The sequence below is a fragment of the Novosphingobium guangzhouense genome (genome assembly GCF_002896965.1).
GTDB classification, from domain to species: Bacteria; Pseudomonadota; Alphaproteobacteria; order Sphingomonadales; family Sphingomonadaceae; genus Novosphingobium; species Novosphingobium guangzhouense.
On record NZ_LYMM01000021.1, the window covers coordinates 125,213 to 143,003 of the forward strand.

Genomic DNA, 17,791 nt, shown 5'->3' on the forward strand with positions numbered 1-17,791 from the left:
TCTGATGCGGCGGCAATTGCGCTTTATACGGTAAGTTGCGGTACGGAAACGTTACAGAATCATGACGGCAACATGATGGTTGGCCAATTTCATGAGGTTTACGCCGTAAGCTACGGGCAGCCGCGCAATGCGGCCGTGGATGCGCTTGCCATCCGATCCGGCGAATCGTAGACCGCACGCCAAACGCATGTATCTGAAGGGCGGGGCGAACCCGCTTGTTCATGGCGGGATGAGGGTGCCGGCGGCGTCTCTTTCCCGGACAATTTTACGGGGACACCCGACGATGTCATGTTTTCGTCATGGAAGTGTCATCGAAGCCCAATAGGGGCGTCCCAAGATAGAAGCCCAAGGGGGTTTACCAATGCGTTCGACCAAGACTTTCATTTTCGCCGCGGCTTCGGTGGTCGCTCTCAGCGCCTGCGGTGGTTCGGGTGGCTCGGCCGCTGGATCGCGCGATTTCGTGCGCGCGGTGGGCTCTTCCACCGTGTACCCCTTCGCCACTGCGGTTGCCGAAGGCTACGCCAAGGCGGCGGGCGTGAAGTCGCCCGTCATCGAAGCCACGGGCACGGGCGCGGGCATGAAGCTGTTCTGCGCCGGCGTCGGCGCGCAGCACCCTGACATCGAGGACGCCTCGCGCCGGATCAAGAAGTCCGAGTATGAGGAATGCCAGAAGAACGGCGTCAAGGAGATCGTCGAGATCCAGGTCGGCATCGACGGCATCGCCTTCGCCGAATCGAAGAGCGGCCCCGGCTTCCAGCTGACGCCGAACGACATCTACAAGGCGCTTGCGGCGAACCCTTATGGCAAGCCGAACACCGCCAAGACCTGGAAGGACGTCAACCCGTCGCTCCCGGCCGAACCGATCCTCGTTTACGGCCCGCCGTCGACTTCGGGCACGCGCGATGCGCTCAAGGAACTGATCCTCGAAGCCGGCTGCAAGACCGACGCGGCAACCGCTGCGCTCAAGGACAGCGACAAGAACAAGTACGAGGCGATCTGCCACGATATCCGTGAAGATGGCCCCTACGTCGATGCCGGTGAGAACGACAACCTCATCGTCCAGAAGATCTCGCAGAACGCCAAGGCCATCGGCATCTTCGGTTACTCGTTCCTCGAAGAAAACCCCGAGAGCCTGAAGGGCATCCCGATGTCGGGCGTGACCCCCACTTACGCGACCATCTCGGACTATTCGTACCCCGGCGCGCGCCCGCTCTACATCTACGTGAAGAAGCAGCACCTTGGCCCGATCAAGAGCCTGCAGGGCTACGTCGCGGAATGGGTCAAGGCATGGGGCACGGACGGCCTTCTGCAGAAGAAGGGCATGGTCATCGCGCCTGAGGACGTGCGCAAGAAGAGCGCCGAAATCGTCGCGAACATGACCCCGCTCGATCCTGCCGAGCTGAAGTAAGCACCTGCGGAAAATGGCCTGAACACAAAGGGGTTGGCGGCCAGTCATGATACTTACCGGAGTTCTTCTGGCCGTCTTCGGCCTCGGCCTGGTCGGCTGGTTCGCCGCGCGCGGACGGGCCCGGCTGCTGTACAAGGGCCGGGGCTCGATGCACTCGATGCCCGGCTACCACGGCTGGCACCTGGCGCTGTGGATCGTCGTCCCGGCGCTGGTCGCATGGCTGGTGTGGCAGGCGGTGATGCCGGGCCTTGTCGAAGGCACCGTCTTCGCCAGCCCCGCAGCGCAGGGCCTGCCGACCGACCCCTTCCAGCTGGGCGCAATCGTCGCCGAAGCACATACGATCGCTGCCGACCCCAGCGCCGTCGCCTTCAACCCTGAAGCGCAGCGTCTGGTCGAGCCGTTCCGGCAGGCACAGGTCAAGTTCGGGCTGATGGGGGCGGTGATCGTGCTGATCGTCGCCTTCGCGGGCGGCGCCTTCGGCTTCACCCGCATCCGCCCGGACTTCCGCGCGCGTACTTATGTGGAGCGGCTGGTCCTTGGTGTCCTGCTGGCGGCATCGCTGCTGGCGATCCTGACGACTTTCGGGATTGTCGCCTCGCTGGTGTTCGAAGCGGGCATGTTCTTCAAGGACGTGTCGCCGATCGCCTTCCTCACCGGCACCCACTGGTCGCCCGCAAGCACCATGGGCGACAACATCGACAACAACTTCGGCGCAGTGCCGCTGTTCTGGGGCACGATCTACATCGGCGCGATCATCGCCATGATCGTGGCGATCCCGCTGGGCCTGATGAGCGCGATCTACCTGACGCAGTACGCCACGCGCGATGTGCGCAAGTGGGTGAAGCCGATGCTGGAGATCCTGGCGGGCATCCCCACCGTGGTCTACGGCTACTTTGCCGCGCTGACGGTTGCGCCTTTCATCCGCGATTTCGCCGCATCGATCGGCATGGTCAATCCTTCGACCGAAAGCGCGCTGGCCGCCGGCCTCGTGATGGGCGTGATGATCATCCCGTTCGTCTCCTCCATGGCCGACGATGCGCTGGCTGCCGTGCCCCGCGCGATGAGCGACGGTTCGCTGGCGCTGGGCGCCACCCGGTCGGAAACGATCAAGAAGGTGCTGCTTCCCGCAGCACTGCCGGGCATCGTCGCGGGCGTGATGCTGGCGATCAGCCGCGCCATCGGCGAGACGATGATCGTCGTCATGGCCGCAGGCGCCGCCGCCAACCTTTCGGCGAACCCCTTCGCCTCGATGACGACCGTGACTTATCAGATCGTGCAGATGCTGACCGGCGACCAGGAGTTCAACAGCCCCAAGACGCTGTCGGCCTTCGCGCTGGGTTTGGTGCTCTTCATCGTCACCCTCATCCTCAACATCGTCGCCCTGCGCGTCGTGAAGCGGTTCCGCGAAGCCTATGAGTAAGTCAGACTGGAATTCGCCCGAGGCGGTCCGCCGCCTTGCGAAGCGCCACGCCGCGGAAAAGCGGTTCAAGTTCATCGGCCTTGCCGCGATCGTGCTGAGCCTTGGGTTCCTGGCGCTGCTGCTGGTGATCATGCTCAAGAACGGACTGGGCGGTCTCGACTGGGACTTCCTTTCGGGTTCGGACTCTACCGATGCCAGCACCGCAGGCGTATGGGGCGCGGCCAAGGGTTCGCTGCTGACCATGCTGGTGACGCTGCTGCTCAGCTTCCCGATGGGCGTGCTTGCCGCGATCTATCTGGAAGAGTTCGCGCCGAAGAAGAAGTGGATCGAGTGGGTCGAGGTTTCGATCAACAACCTGGCCGCCGTGCCGTCGATCATTTTCGGCCTGCTGGGCCTGGCGGTGTTCATCAACACTTTCCAGATGCCGCGCTCCTCGCCGCTGGTCGGTGGCCTGACGCTGGCGCTGATGACGATGCCGGTCATCGTCATCTCCGGCCGCAACGCGATCAAGGCGGTGCCGCCCTCCATCCGCGAGGCCGCCTACGGCATCGGCGCCAGCAAGGTGCAGACGACGTTCCATCACGTCCTGCCGCTTGCGCTGCCGGGCATCCTGACCGGCACCATCATCGGCATGGCCCGCGCGCTGGGTGAAACCGCGCCGCTGCTGATGATCGGCATGCGCGCCTTCGTCGTCACCCCGCCCGACAGCCTGACCGCCCCGTCGAGCGTGCTGCCGATGCAGATCTTCCTGTGGTCTGACGAAATCGACAAGGCTTTCGTCCAGAACACTTCCGCCGCCATCATCGTGCTGCTGGTCTTCCTGCTCGCCATGAACGGCATCGCGATTTACCTTCGCAACAAATTCGAAGTCCGCTGGTAGGGACATGACCGAAGCAAACATCACATCCGCCAAAATCGCGGCTCGCAACGTCGACGTCTTCTACGGACAGAAGAAGGCGATCAACGACGTATCCATCGACATCGACAACGGCATCGTCACTGCCTTCATCGGCCCGTCGGGCTGCGGCAAGTCGACGTTCCTGCGTACACTCAACCGCATGAACGATACGATCGCCGGCGCCCGCGTCGACGGTCAGATCCTGCTCGACGGTGAGGACATCTACGCACCCAGCATGGACTCGGTCGCGCTGCGCGCCCGCGTCGGCATGGTGTTCCAGAAGCCCAACCCGTTCCCCAAGTCGATCTACGAGAACATCGCCTATGGCCCGCGCATCCATGGCCTTGCCAGCGCGAAGTCGGACATGGACCGGATCGTCGAGAACGCGCTGACCAAGGCGGGCCTGTGGGAAGAGGTGAAGGATCGCCTCAACGACGCAGGCACCGCGCTTTCGGGCGGCCAGCAGCAGCGCCTGTGCATCGCGCGCGCCATTGCCGTCAGCCCGGAGGTCATCCTGATGGACGAGCCGTGCTCCGCGCTCGACCCGATAGCCACCGCGCGCATCGAGGAACTGATCGACGAACTGAAGGAAAGCTTCGCCATCGTCATCGTCACCCACTCGATGCAGCAGGCGGCCCGCGTGTCGCAGCGGACCGCCTTCTTCCACTTGGGCAGCATGGTGGAATATGGCGAAACCGACCAGATCTTCACCAATCCGCGCGAAACGCGCACCAAGGACTACATCACCGGCCGCTACGGCTGATCGGTGAACTGACAGGGAAAACGTCATGGTCGATCATACCGTCAAGGCCTTCGACAGCGAAATCGGGCAGCTTCGCGGCCTCGTCGCCGAAATGGGCGGCCTCGCCGAAGTCGCCATCCGCGACGCCATCACCGCGCTCGTCCATCATGACGAGGAACTGGCCGCACAGGTCGTCGCCGCGGACGCCCGCCTCGATGCGCTGGAGGCCGAAGTGGACCGCCTTGCCGTGCGCACCATCGCCCTGCGCGCGCCGATGGCGGACGATCTTCGCGACGTCATCGCCGCGCTCAAGATCTCGGGCGTGATCGAGCGCATCGGTGATTATGCCAAGAACATCGCCAAGCGCGTGAATGCGCTGGAAGGGCGCATGAAGATCGATCCGGTGACGCTGGTGCCGACGATGGCCGAGATCGCCGAATCGATGGTGCGCGACGTGCTCAACGCCTACGGTTCGCGCGATGCGACGCTGGCTGTCGAGGTGATCAAGCGCGACCAGAAGCTGGACCAGTTCTACAACACGCTGTTCCGTTCGCTGCTGACCCACATGATGGAAAACCCGGCGACCATCACCAGCGCCGCCCAGCTGCTGTTCATCGCCCGCAACCTCGAACGTATCGGCGATCACGCCACCAACGTGGCCGAGATGGTCTATTACGCGGCGACTGGCGAATACTGCACCGAACGCGATTCGCTGACCGACGACACTTCTTCGGGCATGCTGTCGTGAGCGCGGCCTCGATCCTCGTCGTCGAGGACGACGTTGCGCTCAGCGAACTGCTGACCTGGAACCTGTCGGCCGAGGGTTACGACGTGCGCTCCACGCCCGATGGCGAGGAAGCGCTGGTCATGGTGCGCGAGCAGACCCCCGACGCCATCGTCCTTGACTGGATGATCGAGCAGGTGCCGGGCATCGAGGTCTGCCGCCAGCTGCGCAAGGACAAGGAGACCGCGTCGGTCCCCATCATCATGCTGACCGCGCGCGGCGAGGAAGAGGACATGATCCGCGGTCTCAAGACCGGCGCGGATGACTATGTCACCAAGCCGTTCTCCCCGCGTGAACTGATGGCCCGGATCGAGGCGCTGCTGCGCCGCTCGCGCCCGTCGCTGGCGGGCAGCGTGCTGTCGTGGGGCGATATCGAACTGGACGCCACCAGCCACCGCGTCCGTCGCGGCGGAGAGGCGCTGCACCTTGGCCCCACCGAGTTCCGCCTGCTGCGCTACTTCATGGAACGCCCCAACCGCGTGGTTTCGCGCCAGCAGATCCTCGACGGGGTCTGGGGCATGGATTCCGACATCGACGAGCGCACCGTGGACGTCCACATCCGCCGTTTGCGCAAGGCGATCAACCGCGACGGCGACACCGATCCCATCCGAACCGTGCGCGCTGCGGGTTATGCGATGGACGTGGCCTGAGGTTCATCCATCGCTGCAAACAGGAAAGGGGCCGCCATCGAGCGGCCCCTTTTCGTTTCAGCCGATCCAGCCCGCCGTCTGCGCCAGCAGCCACAGCCCGATCACCAGGAACAGCAGCGCCGCCACCGTGCGCACCACGTTCAGCGGCACGCGCTTGATCAGTTCGTTGCCGAGGAACACGGCGGGCACGTTCGCCAGCATCATGCCGATTGTGGTGCCCATCATGACCGGCACCACGCTCTGGAACCGGGCGCCCAGCGCGATCGTGGCAAGCTGGGTCTTGTCGCCCATCTCCACCAGGAAGAACGCGATCGCGGTCGCCACGAAGGGTCCGAAGCGGCTGGGGCGGGCTTCTTCGTCCTCGTCGAACTTGTCCGGGATCAGCGTCCAGCCCGCCATCACGATGAAGCTGGCGGCGACGAGGTAGCGGAACCAGCGCCCATCGAGGAACGCGGCCGCCTGTTCGCCCACCAGCGCCGCCAGGAAATGATTGGCGATGGTGGCGACGAAGATGCCCGCCACGATCGGCCAGGGACGCCTGAAACGCGTGGCAAGGACGATGGCGAGCAGCTGGGTCTTGTCGCCGATCTCGGCAAGCGCGACCACGGCGGTCGATGTGAGCAGGGCTTCCACTTGGATACTCCGGGGCCGGGCGGACACGAAACGCAACGACGCACACGGAATCCGCCCGGCCGAGCGAAACCGCCATGCGTCATTGGTCTCGCCCGGACGTTCAAAAACGTCCTCCTGCGCGCCATGGCTTCTCAGCCAAGTGTGTTGACGGCAGGTCCCGCAAGGTTGCGGGCGGCTACTCCCCAGATGACGGGCCGGCGTCTACGCGTGTCCGGCGGCTTTGGGAAGCGCAAAAAGAAAGGCCCGGTCGCAAAGGACCGGGCCCGTAAGTTTGCCGTCGGGAGGGCAGGAGCCTCCCCGGAAAAGACGGCTTAGAAAGTGAGCGACGCCGAGAGTGAGAACACGCGGCCCAGGTCGTAAGTGTTGAAGTCCACGCGGCCGTCCTCGAAGGTTTGATATTCGAGGTGCTTGCGCCCCGTGAGGTTGCGGCCTTCGGCCTTCAGCTCGATCTGCTTGCCGCCGATCTCGAAGCCCTGGCGCAGCACCACGTCGACGCGCAGGCCGGGGTATTCGATCACGTCGGGCTGGCGGATCGTGCCGGTCAGGCCGCGGCTGACGGAACGCTTGCTGGCGTAAGTCAGCAGGATCGTCTGCTGTGACAGCTTGCTGGTATCTTCCATGCCGATCTGCAGGTTCGCGATGTGCTCCGACTGGCCGGTCAGCGGGGCGCCGTCACGGAAGAAGTCCGCCGCGTACTGCGTGGTCGATGCGCCGTAGATCGCGGTGGTGTCTTCGGCACCGACCTTCAGCTTCGACTTGGTGTACGTGTAGTTGCCGATCAGGACGAGGCGACGGTTTTCGAAGAACGATCCGCCCATCTTGTCGAGGTACACATACTTCTGCACTTCCAGTTCGCCGCCGTAGAGGTCTGCCGCCGGGGCGTTGGCATAGGTCGTCACGAAGCTTTCCGACCCTGCCAGGATCGATTCGATCGGGTTCTTGATGTGCTTGTAGAACCCGCCGAGCGAGAGTTTCTCGTCACGCGCGAAGTACCATTCGAAGCGGGCTTCGGCGTTGGACAGTTCGCTGTCCTTCAGGAAGGGGTTGCCGCGATAGGTACGGTTGCTGTCGGGGTCGAAGAAGTTCTGGTACACCAGCTCGCGGAACTGCGGGCGGGCGATCGTCTTCGATCCGTTGACGCGCACCTGCATGCCCGGCTCGATCTCGTAAGTGAGCGTGAGGGCGGGCAGGAAGTATTCGTTCTTGAGCGAGGTCGTCGGCGTCGAGGTGCCGCCCACCGGGCGCAGGATCGTGGACTGGTCCGCGTATTCCCAGCGAACGCCGGCATCGATCGAAAGCGCGTCGGTGATCTGCCCGTCGACCTTGCCGTAGAACGCATGGTTGAGCAGGCGGGCATCGAACTGGCCGACGTTGGCGGTCAGGTCGCGCAGTTCGAGGTTGTAGTTAACGCCCGCCGTCTCGTTCAGATACCACATACCCGGCTGCAGCAGCACGTCGAGACGCAGCATGCCGAACGCCTGGATCAGGTTCTGGTCGCCGCTGGCGTAGACACCGAACTGGCGGTTGGTGTTGCTGCGGCGGTTGAGCTGGAAGGCATAGCCCGCCGTGCCGCGCCAGCCGGTGAAGAACTCGTGCGAGACGTCCGCGCCTGCTGACCAGACGTCTTCGCTCAGGCGCGAGAAGCTGATCGTGGTGGGATCGACCGCGCCGGTGCCCATCGTGTTGACGAAGTTGCTGCCGAACTGGGTGCCGTCATTGGTCCGCACGTATTCGGTATCGATTTCGAAGGGCGCAAGGCGCTTCGAGTTCGCGAAACCGGCGCGCACGTCGATGGTGGTCTTGTCGTCAGGCTTGAATTCGCCGGTCAGCTGCGAATCGATCAGCGCGCGTTCGTACCAGGCGGTCTTCTGCGAGATGAAGTCGACCGACTGGTTGCTTTCCTGATGGCCGTTGCGCAGGCGCGTGAACTTGCTGGTGTCGTGGATGTACACGTTGGTCCAGCGGATCGAGTTGTCGTCCCACTCCAGCCCCAGGCCCAGCATGCCGTTGACGACGATGCGGTTGTCGGTGCTGACGGTGCGATAATCTTCCCACAGCTGGTCCGGATTGGCGGTCTGGCCCTGGGTCAGCTGCTGGATCGCGTCACGCGTCTGGGTCTTGTTCGAATAGCCGGCGGCGGCGATCACGCCCAGCGTGGCGCCACGGACTTCGAACTTGGTGCCCGCCGAAATGTCGGCCGAGAAGTTCGGCTGCATCTTGTCGACGCGCTGCACCACCGAATTGCGGCCACGGAACAGCGTGCTGCCGATCGCCTTGGCCTGATCGCTGGTCGAACCCATCACGGTATCGCCGTCCAGGTAGGACTTGAGCTCCGAAGGAAGCGAGCGGTTGCCGTTGTCGTAACCGGTCCAGTCGTGCTTGCCGCCGTAATAGGTATAGCCCATCTGGTTGGTGGATTCGGTATCCCAGCCGATGCCGCCGCCGATGGTGAGGAAGCTTTCTTCGGGGATCGACTTGGTCGTCAGGTTGATGACGCCGCCGCCGAATTCGCCGGGGAAGTTGGTGGAATAGCTCTTCTGCACCAGCGACGATGCAATCATGCTGGTGGGGAACAGGTCGAGCGGAACCACGCGCTTGAGCGGCTCGGGGCTGGGCAGCGGCGAACCGTTGAGCAGCGCCAGCGAGTAACGGTCGCCAAGGCCGCGCACGTAGACATAGCCGTTGCCGACCACCGAAAGGCCGGTGACGCGGCCCAGCGCGCCGGCGATGTCGCCTTCGCCGGTGCGGGCGATCTGCTCGCTCGAAAGGACCGAGACGACTTGCGGGGCCACGCGCTCGACGTTGCGGTTGCGCTGGCCGGTGACGATGATCGCGCCGCCGGGGATCGAGACGTCGGGCGCCTCTTCCTGCGTGGTGGTGTCATCGACGGTTTCAGTAGGAGTGGCGCCAACGTTGCCGGAGGCGGGAGCGGAAGTGCTGTCCTGCGCCCACGCCGCGGTCGGTGCGAGCATGGCAGTGGAGAGCAGCAGCGAGACGAGCCGCGGCTTGATCATGATATGTCCCCCTGGAACATGTATCGGATGCGAACAGGGGGGCGGCCAGCTTGGACCGCCCCCCTGTCGTTACTGTGCGGGCGGCCGGATCAGGTGGTGGGCAGCGCGGTGCAGGCGCTGTTCGATCCGAAGCTCACGTTGGTGGTGTCGCAGGTCCAGCCACGGAACCACAGGTCCGAGCTGTTCTCGACCGCACCGATGTAGGTTTCGGTCGTGAAGAAGCTGGAGATGTTGGTCTGGCCCTGGGTGTTCAGGCTGGCATAGTTGGTGAACGGCGTCACCGCGCCTTCGCCCGCGCCGTTGACGAACGTGCTCGTCAGGGTCGAGGTGAAGGTGGCGTTGTTGTTGGTGCCGGCGTTGAACTGGGCAGCTGCCTCCGCGTTATCGAGCGAACCCGTGCCGAGGACCGGAGTATCGCCGCCGCAGGTCATGACCACCGAGTGCGCTGCCAGCGAAGCGGCGTCGGTGCCGGCCGGGGCCGAACCGTTGACGCGAAGGCATTCGTTGTCGGGGGTGTAGATCACGCCGTTGAGGAAGGTGGCATCGGCGTTGCCGCGCACGAGGCCGCCGGCCTGGTCGCCGCTGTTGCCCGAACCCACTGCGGTCTGGATGGCGGTGAAGTTGCCGACCGTGATGTGCGTGCGGGGCGTGTCGGCTTCGTTGCCGTTGCTGTCGAATTCGAAGAAGGCGTCGCCTGCGCTGGCCTTCTGCAGAAGCAGGGCATACTGCACGTTGGCCTGGACGCCGGTGTCGAGGTCGAGGCTGTCATCGTCGGCGTTGACCGCGATGTAGTGCTTCATGTTCATGGCGCCGCCGAAGAACTCCGAACCGTCGTCAGAGCTGTTCACCGACTGGATGTAGTCCAGCGTGGTGCCGGTGCCGATGCCGCCGCCCGTGAGCGACTGCAGTTCGTTGCCCGGAGCCAGCGAGTAGCCCGAGAAGCGGATCTGCACGTACTGCAGGCTGCCCGCGTTGTAGGTGTTGTCGCGGCCGCCGAAGTTGGCCGGGTCGGCCGCGCCTTCGGTCACGCGTTCGCAGTTCTGGCCTGCCACGGTGCCCATGCCTTCCGAGCAGTCGGTGGTGATGCCGCGGCCGAGCAGCACGACGCCGCCCCACTGACCCTGCGAATCGTTGTTGTTGGAGCCGCGCACGTTCTGCAGGCTGGTGAAGATGATCGGGCTGGTAGCGGTGCCGTTGGCGATCAGCTTGTTGCCGCGGTTGACGGCCAGCCAGGAAGCGGCGGTCGTGCTGTCGCCATAGACGATCACGCCCGGCTCGATGGTCAGCGTCACGTTGGTGTCGGCGGTAAGCGAACGTCCGCCGCAGGCAACCGTCGAGGTGGTGCGCGGAGCGGCCGAGGTCGGAGCGGCGAAGCCACCGTCGCAGCCCACGTCAACGCGGCCGTTGAGGCGATAGATCACGCCGGCCTGCTTGGGCAGGGTCGAGCTGACGTTCACCAGCGAAGGCAGGGTGCAGACGCGCCACGAGCCTTCGGGGCCGGTGATGATGCCGTCGTTGCTGAGCGCCAGGCCGCCGGTCGCCGCTGCGCCGGGGCATTCCGATGCCGCTTCGACCAGGCCGGTGCCGGGGGTCGGAGTGGGGGTCGGGGCAGGGTTGTTGATGTCGACGTCGATCGAGCCTGCGCCCGGCGAGGAAATGTCGTCGGCGCCGCAGCCGGCGAGAGCGAAAGCACTGCAGCCCATGAGCAGCAGACCAGAAATCTTCTTCACGATGAATCCCCCGTGTTCAGGTCGAACAAACGTTGTTCAGGTCGAACGGACCGAACCGGCGGGCACGATTCCGCCAGGTCGTGAGGGGCATTTATGAGGCGGACGTGAAGCTTTGTTGGCAATTGGATGACACTTATGTTCACTTATGCGACCATAAAATGACAATCCTTGCGGAGAGGGCGATGGCAGGGGTGCGACTCGTGGAGATCTGCGGCGCCGCGCCTAAAATTGCAGTTTTATGACACTTGCGTCATTTTCTTGATGGGGCGGGCATTCGGCGCGACGATGTGTTCATATCGCAACGCTTTAACGGGAGAATTCGACATGTCCCTTACCGCACTCACCGCCGCCGTGCTCCTTGGGCAGTCGGCTCTTTCGCTTGCTCCCGCCGGTCCTTCGGCGGACCAGATCGATGTAGCTTATACCGAACTTGCCACCGGGCGTTCGCAGGCCGCGCTGGCCAAGCTTGAGGCCAGCGGCGCAGCGCAGTCGAACGATCCGGCAACGCTGATCAACCTTGGTTATGCCTATGCCCAGGTGGGGGACACCGCAAAGGCGCTGGCGGCATATCGCACCGCGATCAACAGTTCGGTCCGCTACGACCTTCAGCTTGCCGACGGCAGCTGGGTGGATTCGCGCTATGCGGCCCGCCGCGCGCTCAGCGGGCTCATGTCCGGCCGCACCGTCGCCGCGCGCTGACAGGTCTTTTTCGATTGCTTGAGGGGCGCTTGTGAAAAGGGCGCCCCTTTTCCCTTCTGGTCGCACCGGCCACCACGGCTCCCTAATAATAAAGCCGGGTGGCTGCCTGCCTGATGTAACATATCTGTAACGCGTCCATCATCTGACGCGCGAATTACGACCGCTTTGCAGCACTGTCGTCACACACCTGTCATCGTCGTGGCGCACTGCGCCCTCATACGGAGGGCATGGTGATTCGACAGGTACATATTCGCAGCCGCTTTGCGCGCTGTTTCTCCTCGATTTCGGGCGCCATCGCGGCGCTGCTTTCGCCGACGCTGGCGCAGGCGCAGGCCGTTGCGGCAGACCCTGCGGGCTCCGGCCCGATCGTGGCCGCGCTGGGGTGGCTGCAGGGCACCCTGCTTGGCAACGTGGCGACCGCGGTTGCCGTCATGGCGGTGGCGGCCGTCGGCTTCATGATGCTGACCGGCCGGATGAACTGGCGCTTCGGCGCGACCGTGATCATCGGCGTGTTCATCCTGTTCGGCGCGGGTGCGATCGTGACCGGCATCCAGTCCGCGGCAGTGGGCTGAGGGGAGGCCGGCATGAGTCTCGCCCGCTATCCCGTCCATCGCGCGCTGACCCGCCCGCAGATGTTCGCGGGCGTCACATACAGCTTCTTCATCATCAATTTTGCGCTGGTGACCGAGATATTCCTCATCACCAAGAGCTTCTGGACGCTGCCGGTCATGCTGGTGATCCACGGCATCGGCTATCTTGCCTGCCTGCGAGAGCCGCGCGTGTTCGACTTGTGGATCGCCAAGGTCAGCAAATGCCCCCGCGTCGCCAACTGGCAGCGCTGGGGCTGCAACAGCTACGCGCCCTGATACGACTGCGCGCGGGGGACGACAGTTTTTATGGCCAAGAGCTTCAAATCGCCGCTGAAAGGCCAGATGGCGAAGCTACGCGCGAAGGAAGTGCTGGCGGGTGACCGCCTGCCTTACGCGGGGCTGGTGGACGACAACGTCGTGCTTTTGCGCGACGGTTCGGTCATGCTTTCGCTGATGGTGCCGGGCCTTGCTTTCGAGACGGCCGACACGGACGAACTGAACGCCCACGTCGCCACGCGCGAAGTGCTGCTGCGTTCGTCGCTCGATGCGCGCTTCGTGCTTTACCATCACGTGATCCGCCGCCGCGTCGAGATCGAGATGGCGGCGCAGTTCGACGATCCGCTGGCCGCACACATCGATGCGCGCTGGCGGGCGCGGACCGGATCGGGCGCGTTGTTCGTCAACGACCAGTTCATCACCCTGGTTCGCCGCCCCGCGCGGGGCAAGGCGGGCTGGGCGGACAAGCTTTCGCGCTTCATGAAGAGCGCTTCGGCCAAGGGCGGCGAGGCCGCAGAGGCCGACCCGGCGGATATCCGCGCGCTTCGGGCTGCGGCATCGGCCATGGTCGCCTCGCTGGGCGCCTATGGGGCGCGCCTTCTGGGCGATTACGAGGCACAGGCAGGCCGCTGCTCGGAAGTGCTGGAACTGCTTTCGGCGCTCTACAACGGCGAAATGCGCCCGGTGCGCCGCCCGTCTGAAGAGACGGACCTTGGCCACATGCTGCCCTATCGCCGTGCCAGCTTCGGCATGGACGCGCTGGAACTGCGCGGGGCGACCGGCGGCACCTTCGGTTCGATCGTGAGCCTCAAGGACTACCCCGATTCGACCGCGCCGGGCCTGACCGATGCGCTGCTGCGCCTGCCCTGCGAACTGGTGCTGACCGAGACTTACGCCCCGGCCGATCGCCAGATCGCCCGCGAACGCATCGACCTTTCGATCCGCCGCCTGCGCAGCGCCGACGAGGAAGCCGTTGCGGAGCGCCGCGAGATGTCTTCGGCGCGCGATGCGCTGGGCACCGGCTCTGTCGGCTTCGGGGATCACCACCTGTCCGTGCTCGTCCGCGCCGATTCGCTGGATGCGCTGGATGAAGTGACCGCGATGTGCGCGGCTGCTCTGGCTGATGCCGGCGCGGTTGCGGTGCGCGAGGAAGTGAACCTTGAGCCTGCGTTCTGGGGCCAGTTCCCCGGTAACGAGAGCTTCATCGTGCGCCGCGCGCTGATTTCCAGCGCCAACATGGCCTGCTTCGGGTCCTTGCACGGTTTCGCGATGGGTCAGGCGAGCGGCAATCACTGGGGCGATGCGGTGACGCTGCTGTCGACCACCAGTTCGACGCCGTTCTTCTTCAACTTCCACCAGGGCGACCTTGGTAATTTCACTGTCATCGGTCCGTCGGGTTCCGGCAAGACGGTGGTCATGAACTTCCTGGCCGCGCAGGCGCAGAAGTTTGCTCCGCGCACGATCCTGTTCGACAAGGATCGCGGCGCAGAAGTGTTCCTGCGCGGGATCGGCGGCACTTACAGCCGCGTGGCGGCGGGCCATCCGACCGGCTTCAATCCGCTGGCGCTGCCCGATACCGCCGCCAACCGCGCCTTCCTGCGTGACTGGCTGGGCGTACTGCTGGCCGCGAAGGGACCGGAAGAGCTGTCCACGATCGCGGGCGCGGTCGATGCGGCCTATCACAACGACTCGTCGCTGCGCCGCCTTTCGCACTTCCGCGAACTGCTGGCGGGCGCGCGCCGCCCCGAGCCGGGCGATCTGGCCTCGCGCCTCGATGCATGGCTGCAGGGCGGCGAGCATGGCTGGCTGTTCGACAACCAGCACGACCGGCTTGACCTGTCGCAGCGGGTTCTGGGCTTCGACATGACTGCGCTGCTGGAAAGCCCGCGCCTGCGCACGCCGGTCATGATGTACCTGTTCCACCGCATCGACGAGCGCCTTGACGGTGAGCCGACGATGATCCTGATCGACGAAGGCTGGAAGGCGCTGGACGATGAAGTCTTCGCCGCCCGCATCCGCGACTGGCTCAAGACCCTGCGCAAGCGCAACGCGCTGGTCGGCTTCGCGACGCAGTCCGCCCGCGATGCGCTCGATTCCAAGATCGCCACGGCCCTTGTCGAACAGACCGCGACCATGGTGTTCATGCCCAATTCGCGCGCGCGGGCCGAGGATTACTGCGAGGGCTTCGGCCTTTCGCACCACGAACTGGACGTGATCCGCACGCTGCCCGCCCATTCGCGCTGCTTCCTGATCCGCCAGTCGGATTCCTCGGTCGTGGTGCGCCTTGATCTATCGGGGATGCCCGAAGTGCTGACCGTGCTGTCCGGCCGCGAAAGCACGGTGCGCAAGCTCGACACCCTGCGCGAACGCTACGGCGATGCGCCCGAAAGCTGGTATCCGGTGCTGACCGGGATGCAGTGGCCCAGCGACGAATGGGGCGAGATGGACGAAGACGGCCCCTGGACGGCGGCGGCGGAGTAAACCTCATGGCCAACGCCTGCGAACAGCTTACCGAATATGCCTCCGCCGGGGTCGCCCCGGCGCTGCGCGCGGTCGATTGCGTTGCGAACGAGATGGCGGCGGGCGCTTTCGGGCGGTTGTTCGGAGCAGGGGGGGCTATGGCCCCGGTGCTCACGATCGTCCTGACGCTTTACATCGCGTTCTTCGCGTTCTCACTGCTGACGGGGCGTTCCAGCCTTGGCATCTCGGCGCTTTCCCCGCGCATGTTGCGCCTTGGCGTGGTGCTGACTTTCGCGACCAGCTGGGTCGCCTATCAGGGCGTGGTCTGGAACCTTGCCATCGGCGGACCGGACTGGATCGCGGGCCTGCTGATGGGGGCGAAGGGATCGGCCACGCAGCTGTTCGGCGACCGCATCGACATCGTCTTTTCGGCGATCAACCAGATTTCCGAAGCTACCTCGCAAGGGGCGCAGGCGTCCAAGGACGGCGCAGATGGAGCCGCAGGCGCCGCCGGTGCGGCCATCGCCACCAAGGGCGCAGGCGGACTGTTCACCCCTGAAAGCGTCATGTGGATGGGCGCGCTGCTGCTGCTGCTGGGCACCGTGGGCGTGCTGCTGACCGCGCGCATCGCGCTGGCCGTACTGCTGGCGCTTGGCCCGATCTTCGTCGTGATGGCGCTGTTCGGCGGTACGCGCGGGCTGACCGCAGGCTGGCTGCGCGGGGTAGTGCTGACCGCGATCACGCCGCTGTTCGTGGTGCTGGGCGGCGGGATCACGCTGGAACTGCTGGTGCCGATCATCTCGGGCCTCGTCGAAGGTGCCAATGCGGGCGAGATCGACGGGCGCGGCGCGATGGCGTTCTTCCTTGTCGCCTCTGTCCATGTCGCGCTGATGGTCATGGTGGTGAAAGTCGCCGCGACGATGGTGACCGGCTGGCAGGTCTTCGGCCTCGGCACGTCCGAGCGCGAGCGTGACGCCCCGCAGGGCCACGGCGCCGCTCCGGCCCCTGTCGCCACGGCCCCGGCGCCTTCGGTATCCGCGTATCAGAGCCGCACTTCCACCGTTTCGGCCGCCGCTGCTGCGGCAGGCGCTTCGGCGGCGGGCGGCGATGGCGCAATCCGTTCAAGCGACCGTCGAACCGTGGTAACGCAAATCGCGGGCGGGGGAATCGAACCCTTGCGCGCAAGCGATTCGTCCACGCGCGCCAAGGGGATCGGCAGCCGGTTCCGCAGCGCATCGAACGACACCGGCAGATTGCCGGCGAAGGAGAAGACACGATGACCCGCGCAACCTTGCGCAAAGCCGCGCTTGGCAGCCTTCTGGCCGGCAGCCTTCTGGGCTCCGCCATCCCTGCAAGGGCGGATGACCGTCTTGTGGCCCATGCCTTCAGCGAGAACGAGGTCGTCCGCATCGACGGCAAGGCCGGCGTTCAGGCAACCATCGCCTTCGGTGACGGCGAGGCGATCGAGAACGTCGCCGTCGGCGATTCGCAGGCCTGGCAGATCACGCCGAACAAGCGCGCCGACCTGCTCTTCGTGAAGCCGCTGGAAGCAAGCGCCCGCACCAACATGACGGTGGTGACAAACCGCCACACCTATTTCTTCGACCTTGTCGCCTCCACCAAGGCGCGCCCGCTCTACATGCTGCGCTTCACCTACAAGGATGAACCCAGGCCGCAGGCCGGCCCCGCCGTTGTCGGGCTGGACGCATCGGAGGCCGCGCTGGCATCGGGCGATCCTTCGGCCGTGCCCGCCGATCCCGCCGCGCTCAACTTCGCATGGAAGCGCGTGGGGCCGGACAAGCTGCTGCCCGCCCGCATCTATGACGATGGCCAGTCGACCTATCTTCTGTGGCCCGAACAGACTTCGGTGCCCGCGATCCTCGTCACCAACGAGAAGGGCGATGAAGGCCCGGTCAACTACGCCGTGCGCGGCGCGACGATCGTGATCGACGATGTGCCCGATACGCTGATCCTGCGTTCGGGCAAGGCCAAGGCGGAACTGGTCAACGCGCAGCCGCTGGCTTCGCGTCCGGTCCGGCCCCAGGTAACGCCTCAACCCGCAGCACAGCCCACGGCGCCCGTCGCTCCGGCTGCCGCGCCGACGGTTGCGGCCAATTCGCCCGCGTCCACCGCTGCTCCCGCAACCGCACCCACTTCGCAGGGGAACTGATCCATGGCGCCGAACTCATCGTCCAATTCGGCTTTCCGCGAGCGTTTCGCTGCCGATGCCGCCACCGATCCGCGTGACGGCGAAGGGGCGCAGGTCATCGATCTGGCCACTCGCAACGTCCTGCCGCAAGTGTCGCAGCGCAAGAAGGGGGACGGCCTTGGCCTTGCCGCCGGGGTGCTGATCGTGGCGGCGCTGGGCGGGCTGACGCTGTGGTCGATGGATTCGGCCCGCACCGGCCCGGCAGACCTCAAGCCCGCGAACCCGGCCCCGCAGCCCGCGCCCGCTCCGGTCGTCGCCGCGCCTGCAGCAGTGGCTCC

Annotated in this window: 15 protein-coding genes, 1 pseudogene and 1 riboswitch; of the genes and pseudogenes, 13 read left to right on the forward strand and 3 right to left on the reverse strand. The window is 65.2% G+C overall.

Annotated features, from left to right (window positions below; genetic code table 11):
- The first annotated feature begins 361 nt into the window (after positions 1 to 361).
- From A8V01_RS05500 to phoB, 6 genes are read left to right on the forward strand one after another with little or no spacing between them, the layout of a single operon-like run.
- Positions 362 to 1,408 carry a substrate-binding domain-containing protein gene (locus tag A8V01_RS05500; RefSeq protein ID WP_103094917.1) on the forward strand — a complete coding sequence of 349 codons (1,047 nt, stop codon included), beginning with the start codon at positions 362 to 364 and terminating at the stop codon, positions 1,406 to 1,408.
- Between the two features lie 46 nt (positions 1,409 to 1,454).
- A complete protein-coding gene (gene pstC / locus A8V01_RS05505; RefSeq protein ID WP_103094918.1) occupies positions 1,455 to 2,828 on the forward strand; it encodes a phosphate ABC transporter permease subunit PstC in 1,374 nt (457 codons plus the stop codon).
- Positions 2,821 to 3,708 carry a phosphate ABC transporter permease PstA gene (pstA, locus tag A8V01_RS05510; protein WP_103094919.1) on the forward strand — a complete coding sequence of 296 codons (888 nt, stop codon included), beginning with the start codon at positions 2,821 to 2,823 and terminating at the stop codon, positions 3,706 to 3,708. Before pstC ends, pstA begins: the two co-directional genes overlap by 8 nt.
- Before the next feature lie 4 nt (positions 3,709 to 3,712).
- Entirely contained in the window at positions 3,713 to 4,489 is a 777-nt protein-coding gene (gene pstB, locus A8V01_RS05515) for a phosphate ABC transporter ATP-binding protein PstB (protein WP_103094920.1), read from the forward strand.
- A gap of 25 nt (positions 4,490 to 4,514) precedes the next feature.
- On the forward strand, positions 4,515 to 5,216 hold the full coding sequence (phoU, locus tag A8V01_RS05520; RefSeq protein WP_103094921.1) for a phosphate signaling complex protein PhoU: 702 nt from the start codon (positions 4,515 to 4,517) through the stop codon (positions 5,214 to 5,216).
- A complete protein-coding gene (phoB, locus tag A8V01_RS05525; protein WP_103094922.1) occupies positions 5,213 to 5,902 on the forward strand; it encodes a phosphate regulon transcriptional regulator PhoB in 690 nt (229 codons plus the stop codon). Before phoU ends, phoB begins: the two co-directional genes overlap by 4 nt.
- A gap of 57 nt (positions 5,903 to 5,959) precedes the next feature.
- Here phoB and A8V01_RS05530 read toward each other — a convergent pair whose 3' ends face one another.
- From A8V01_RS05530 to A8V01_RS05540, 3 genes are all read right to left on the reverse strand, one after another.
- Positions 5,960 to 6,535, reverse strand: coding sequence for a TMEM165/GDT1 family protein (locus A8V01_RS05530; RefSeq protein ID WP_103094923.1), 576 nt, complete (start codon positions 6,533 to 6,535; stop codon positions 5,960 to 5,962).
- 3 nt (positions 6,536 to 6,538) lie between these two features.
- A riboswitch (yybP-ykoY riboswitch) is annotated at positions 6,539 to 6,733 on the reverse strand.
- A gap of 113 nt (positions 6,734 to 6,846) precedes the next feature.
- Positions 6,847 to 9,549 carry a TonB-dependent receptor domain-containing protein gene (locus tag A8V01_RS05535; protein WP_103094924.1) on the reverse strand — a complete coding sequence of 901 codons (2,703 nt, stop codon included), beginning with the start codon at positions 9,547 to 9,549 and terminating at the stop codon, positions 6,847 to 6,849.
- An 89-nt stretch (positions 9,550 to 9,638) separates the two neighbouring features.
- Positions 9,639 to 11,279 (reverse strand): hypothetical protein, encoded by a 1,641-nt coding sequence (locus A8V01_RS05540; protein ID WP_103094925.1) that lies wholly within the window; start codon positions 11,277 to 11,279, stop codon positions 9,639 to 9,641.
- 324 nt (positions 11,280 to 11,603) lie between these two features.
- On the opposite strand from A8V01_RS05540, the gene A8V01_RS05545 reads away from it, so the two are divergent.
- The 7 genes and pseudogenes from A8V01_RS05545 to A8V01_RS05575 all read left to right on the forward strand — a co-directional run.
- Positions 11,604 to 11,978 carry a hypothetical protein gene (locus A8V01_RS05545; RefSeq protein ID WP_103094947.1) on the forward strand — a complete coding sequence of 125 codons (375 nt, stop codon included), beginning with the start codon at positions 11,604 to 11,606 and terminating at the stop codon, positions 11,976 to 11,978.
- A 227-nt stretch (positions 11,979 to 12,205) separates the two neighbouring features.
- Entirely contained in the window at positions 12,206 to 12,550 is a 345-nt protein-coding gene (locus A8V01_RS05550; protein WP_211294963.1) for a TrbC/VirB2 family protein, read from the forward strand.
- 12 nt (positions 12,551 to 12,562) lie between these two features.
- The gene (locus A8V01_RS05555) at positions 12,563 to 12,844 is read left to right on the forward strand and encodes a VirB3 family type IV secretion system protein (RefSeq protein ID WP_103094926.1); all 282 of its coding nucleotides are present in this window, start codon (positions 12,563 to 12,565) and stop codon (positions 12,842 to 12,844) included.
- 30 nt (positions 12,845 to 12,874) lie between these two features.
- On the forward strand, positions 12,875 to 15,325 hold the full coding sequence (locus tag A8V01_RS05560) for a VirB4 family type IV secretion/conjugal transfer ATPase (RefSeq protein ID WP_103094927.1): 2,451 nt from the start codon (positions 12,875 to 12,877) through the stop codon (positions 15,323 to 15,325).
- Positions 15,326 to 15,330: 5 nt separating this feature from the next.
- Positions 15,331 to 16,584: a TrbL/VirB6 family protein gene (locus tag A8V01_RS05565; RefSeq protein WP_103094928.1), complete on the forward strand. Its 1,254-nt coding sequence runs from the start codon at positions 15,331 to 15,333 to the stop codon at positions 16,582 to 16,584.
- A complete protein-coding gene (locus A8V01_RS05570) occupies positions 16,581 to 17,474 on the forward strand; it encodes a TrbG/VirB9 family P-type conjugative transfer protein (protein ID WP_103094929.1) in 894 nt (297 codons plus the stop codon). The genes A8V01_RS05565 and A8V01_RS05570 overlap by 4 nt, the downstream gene beginning before the upstream one ends.
- A 3-nt stretch (positions 17,475 to 17,477) precedes the next feature.
- Positions 17,478 to 17,791: pseudogene (locus A8V01_RS05575) on the forward strand (TrbI/VirB10 family protein); the annotation flags it as partial.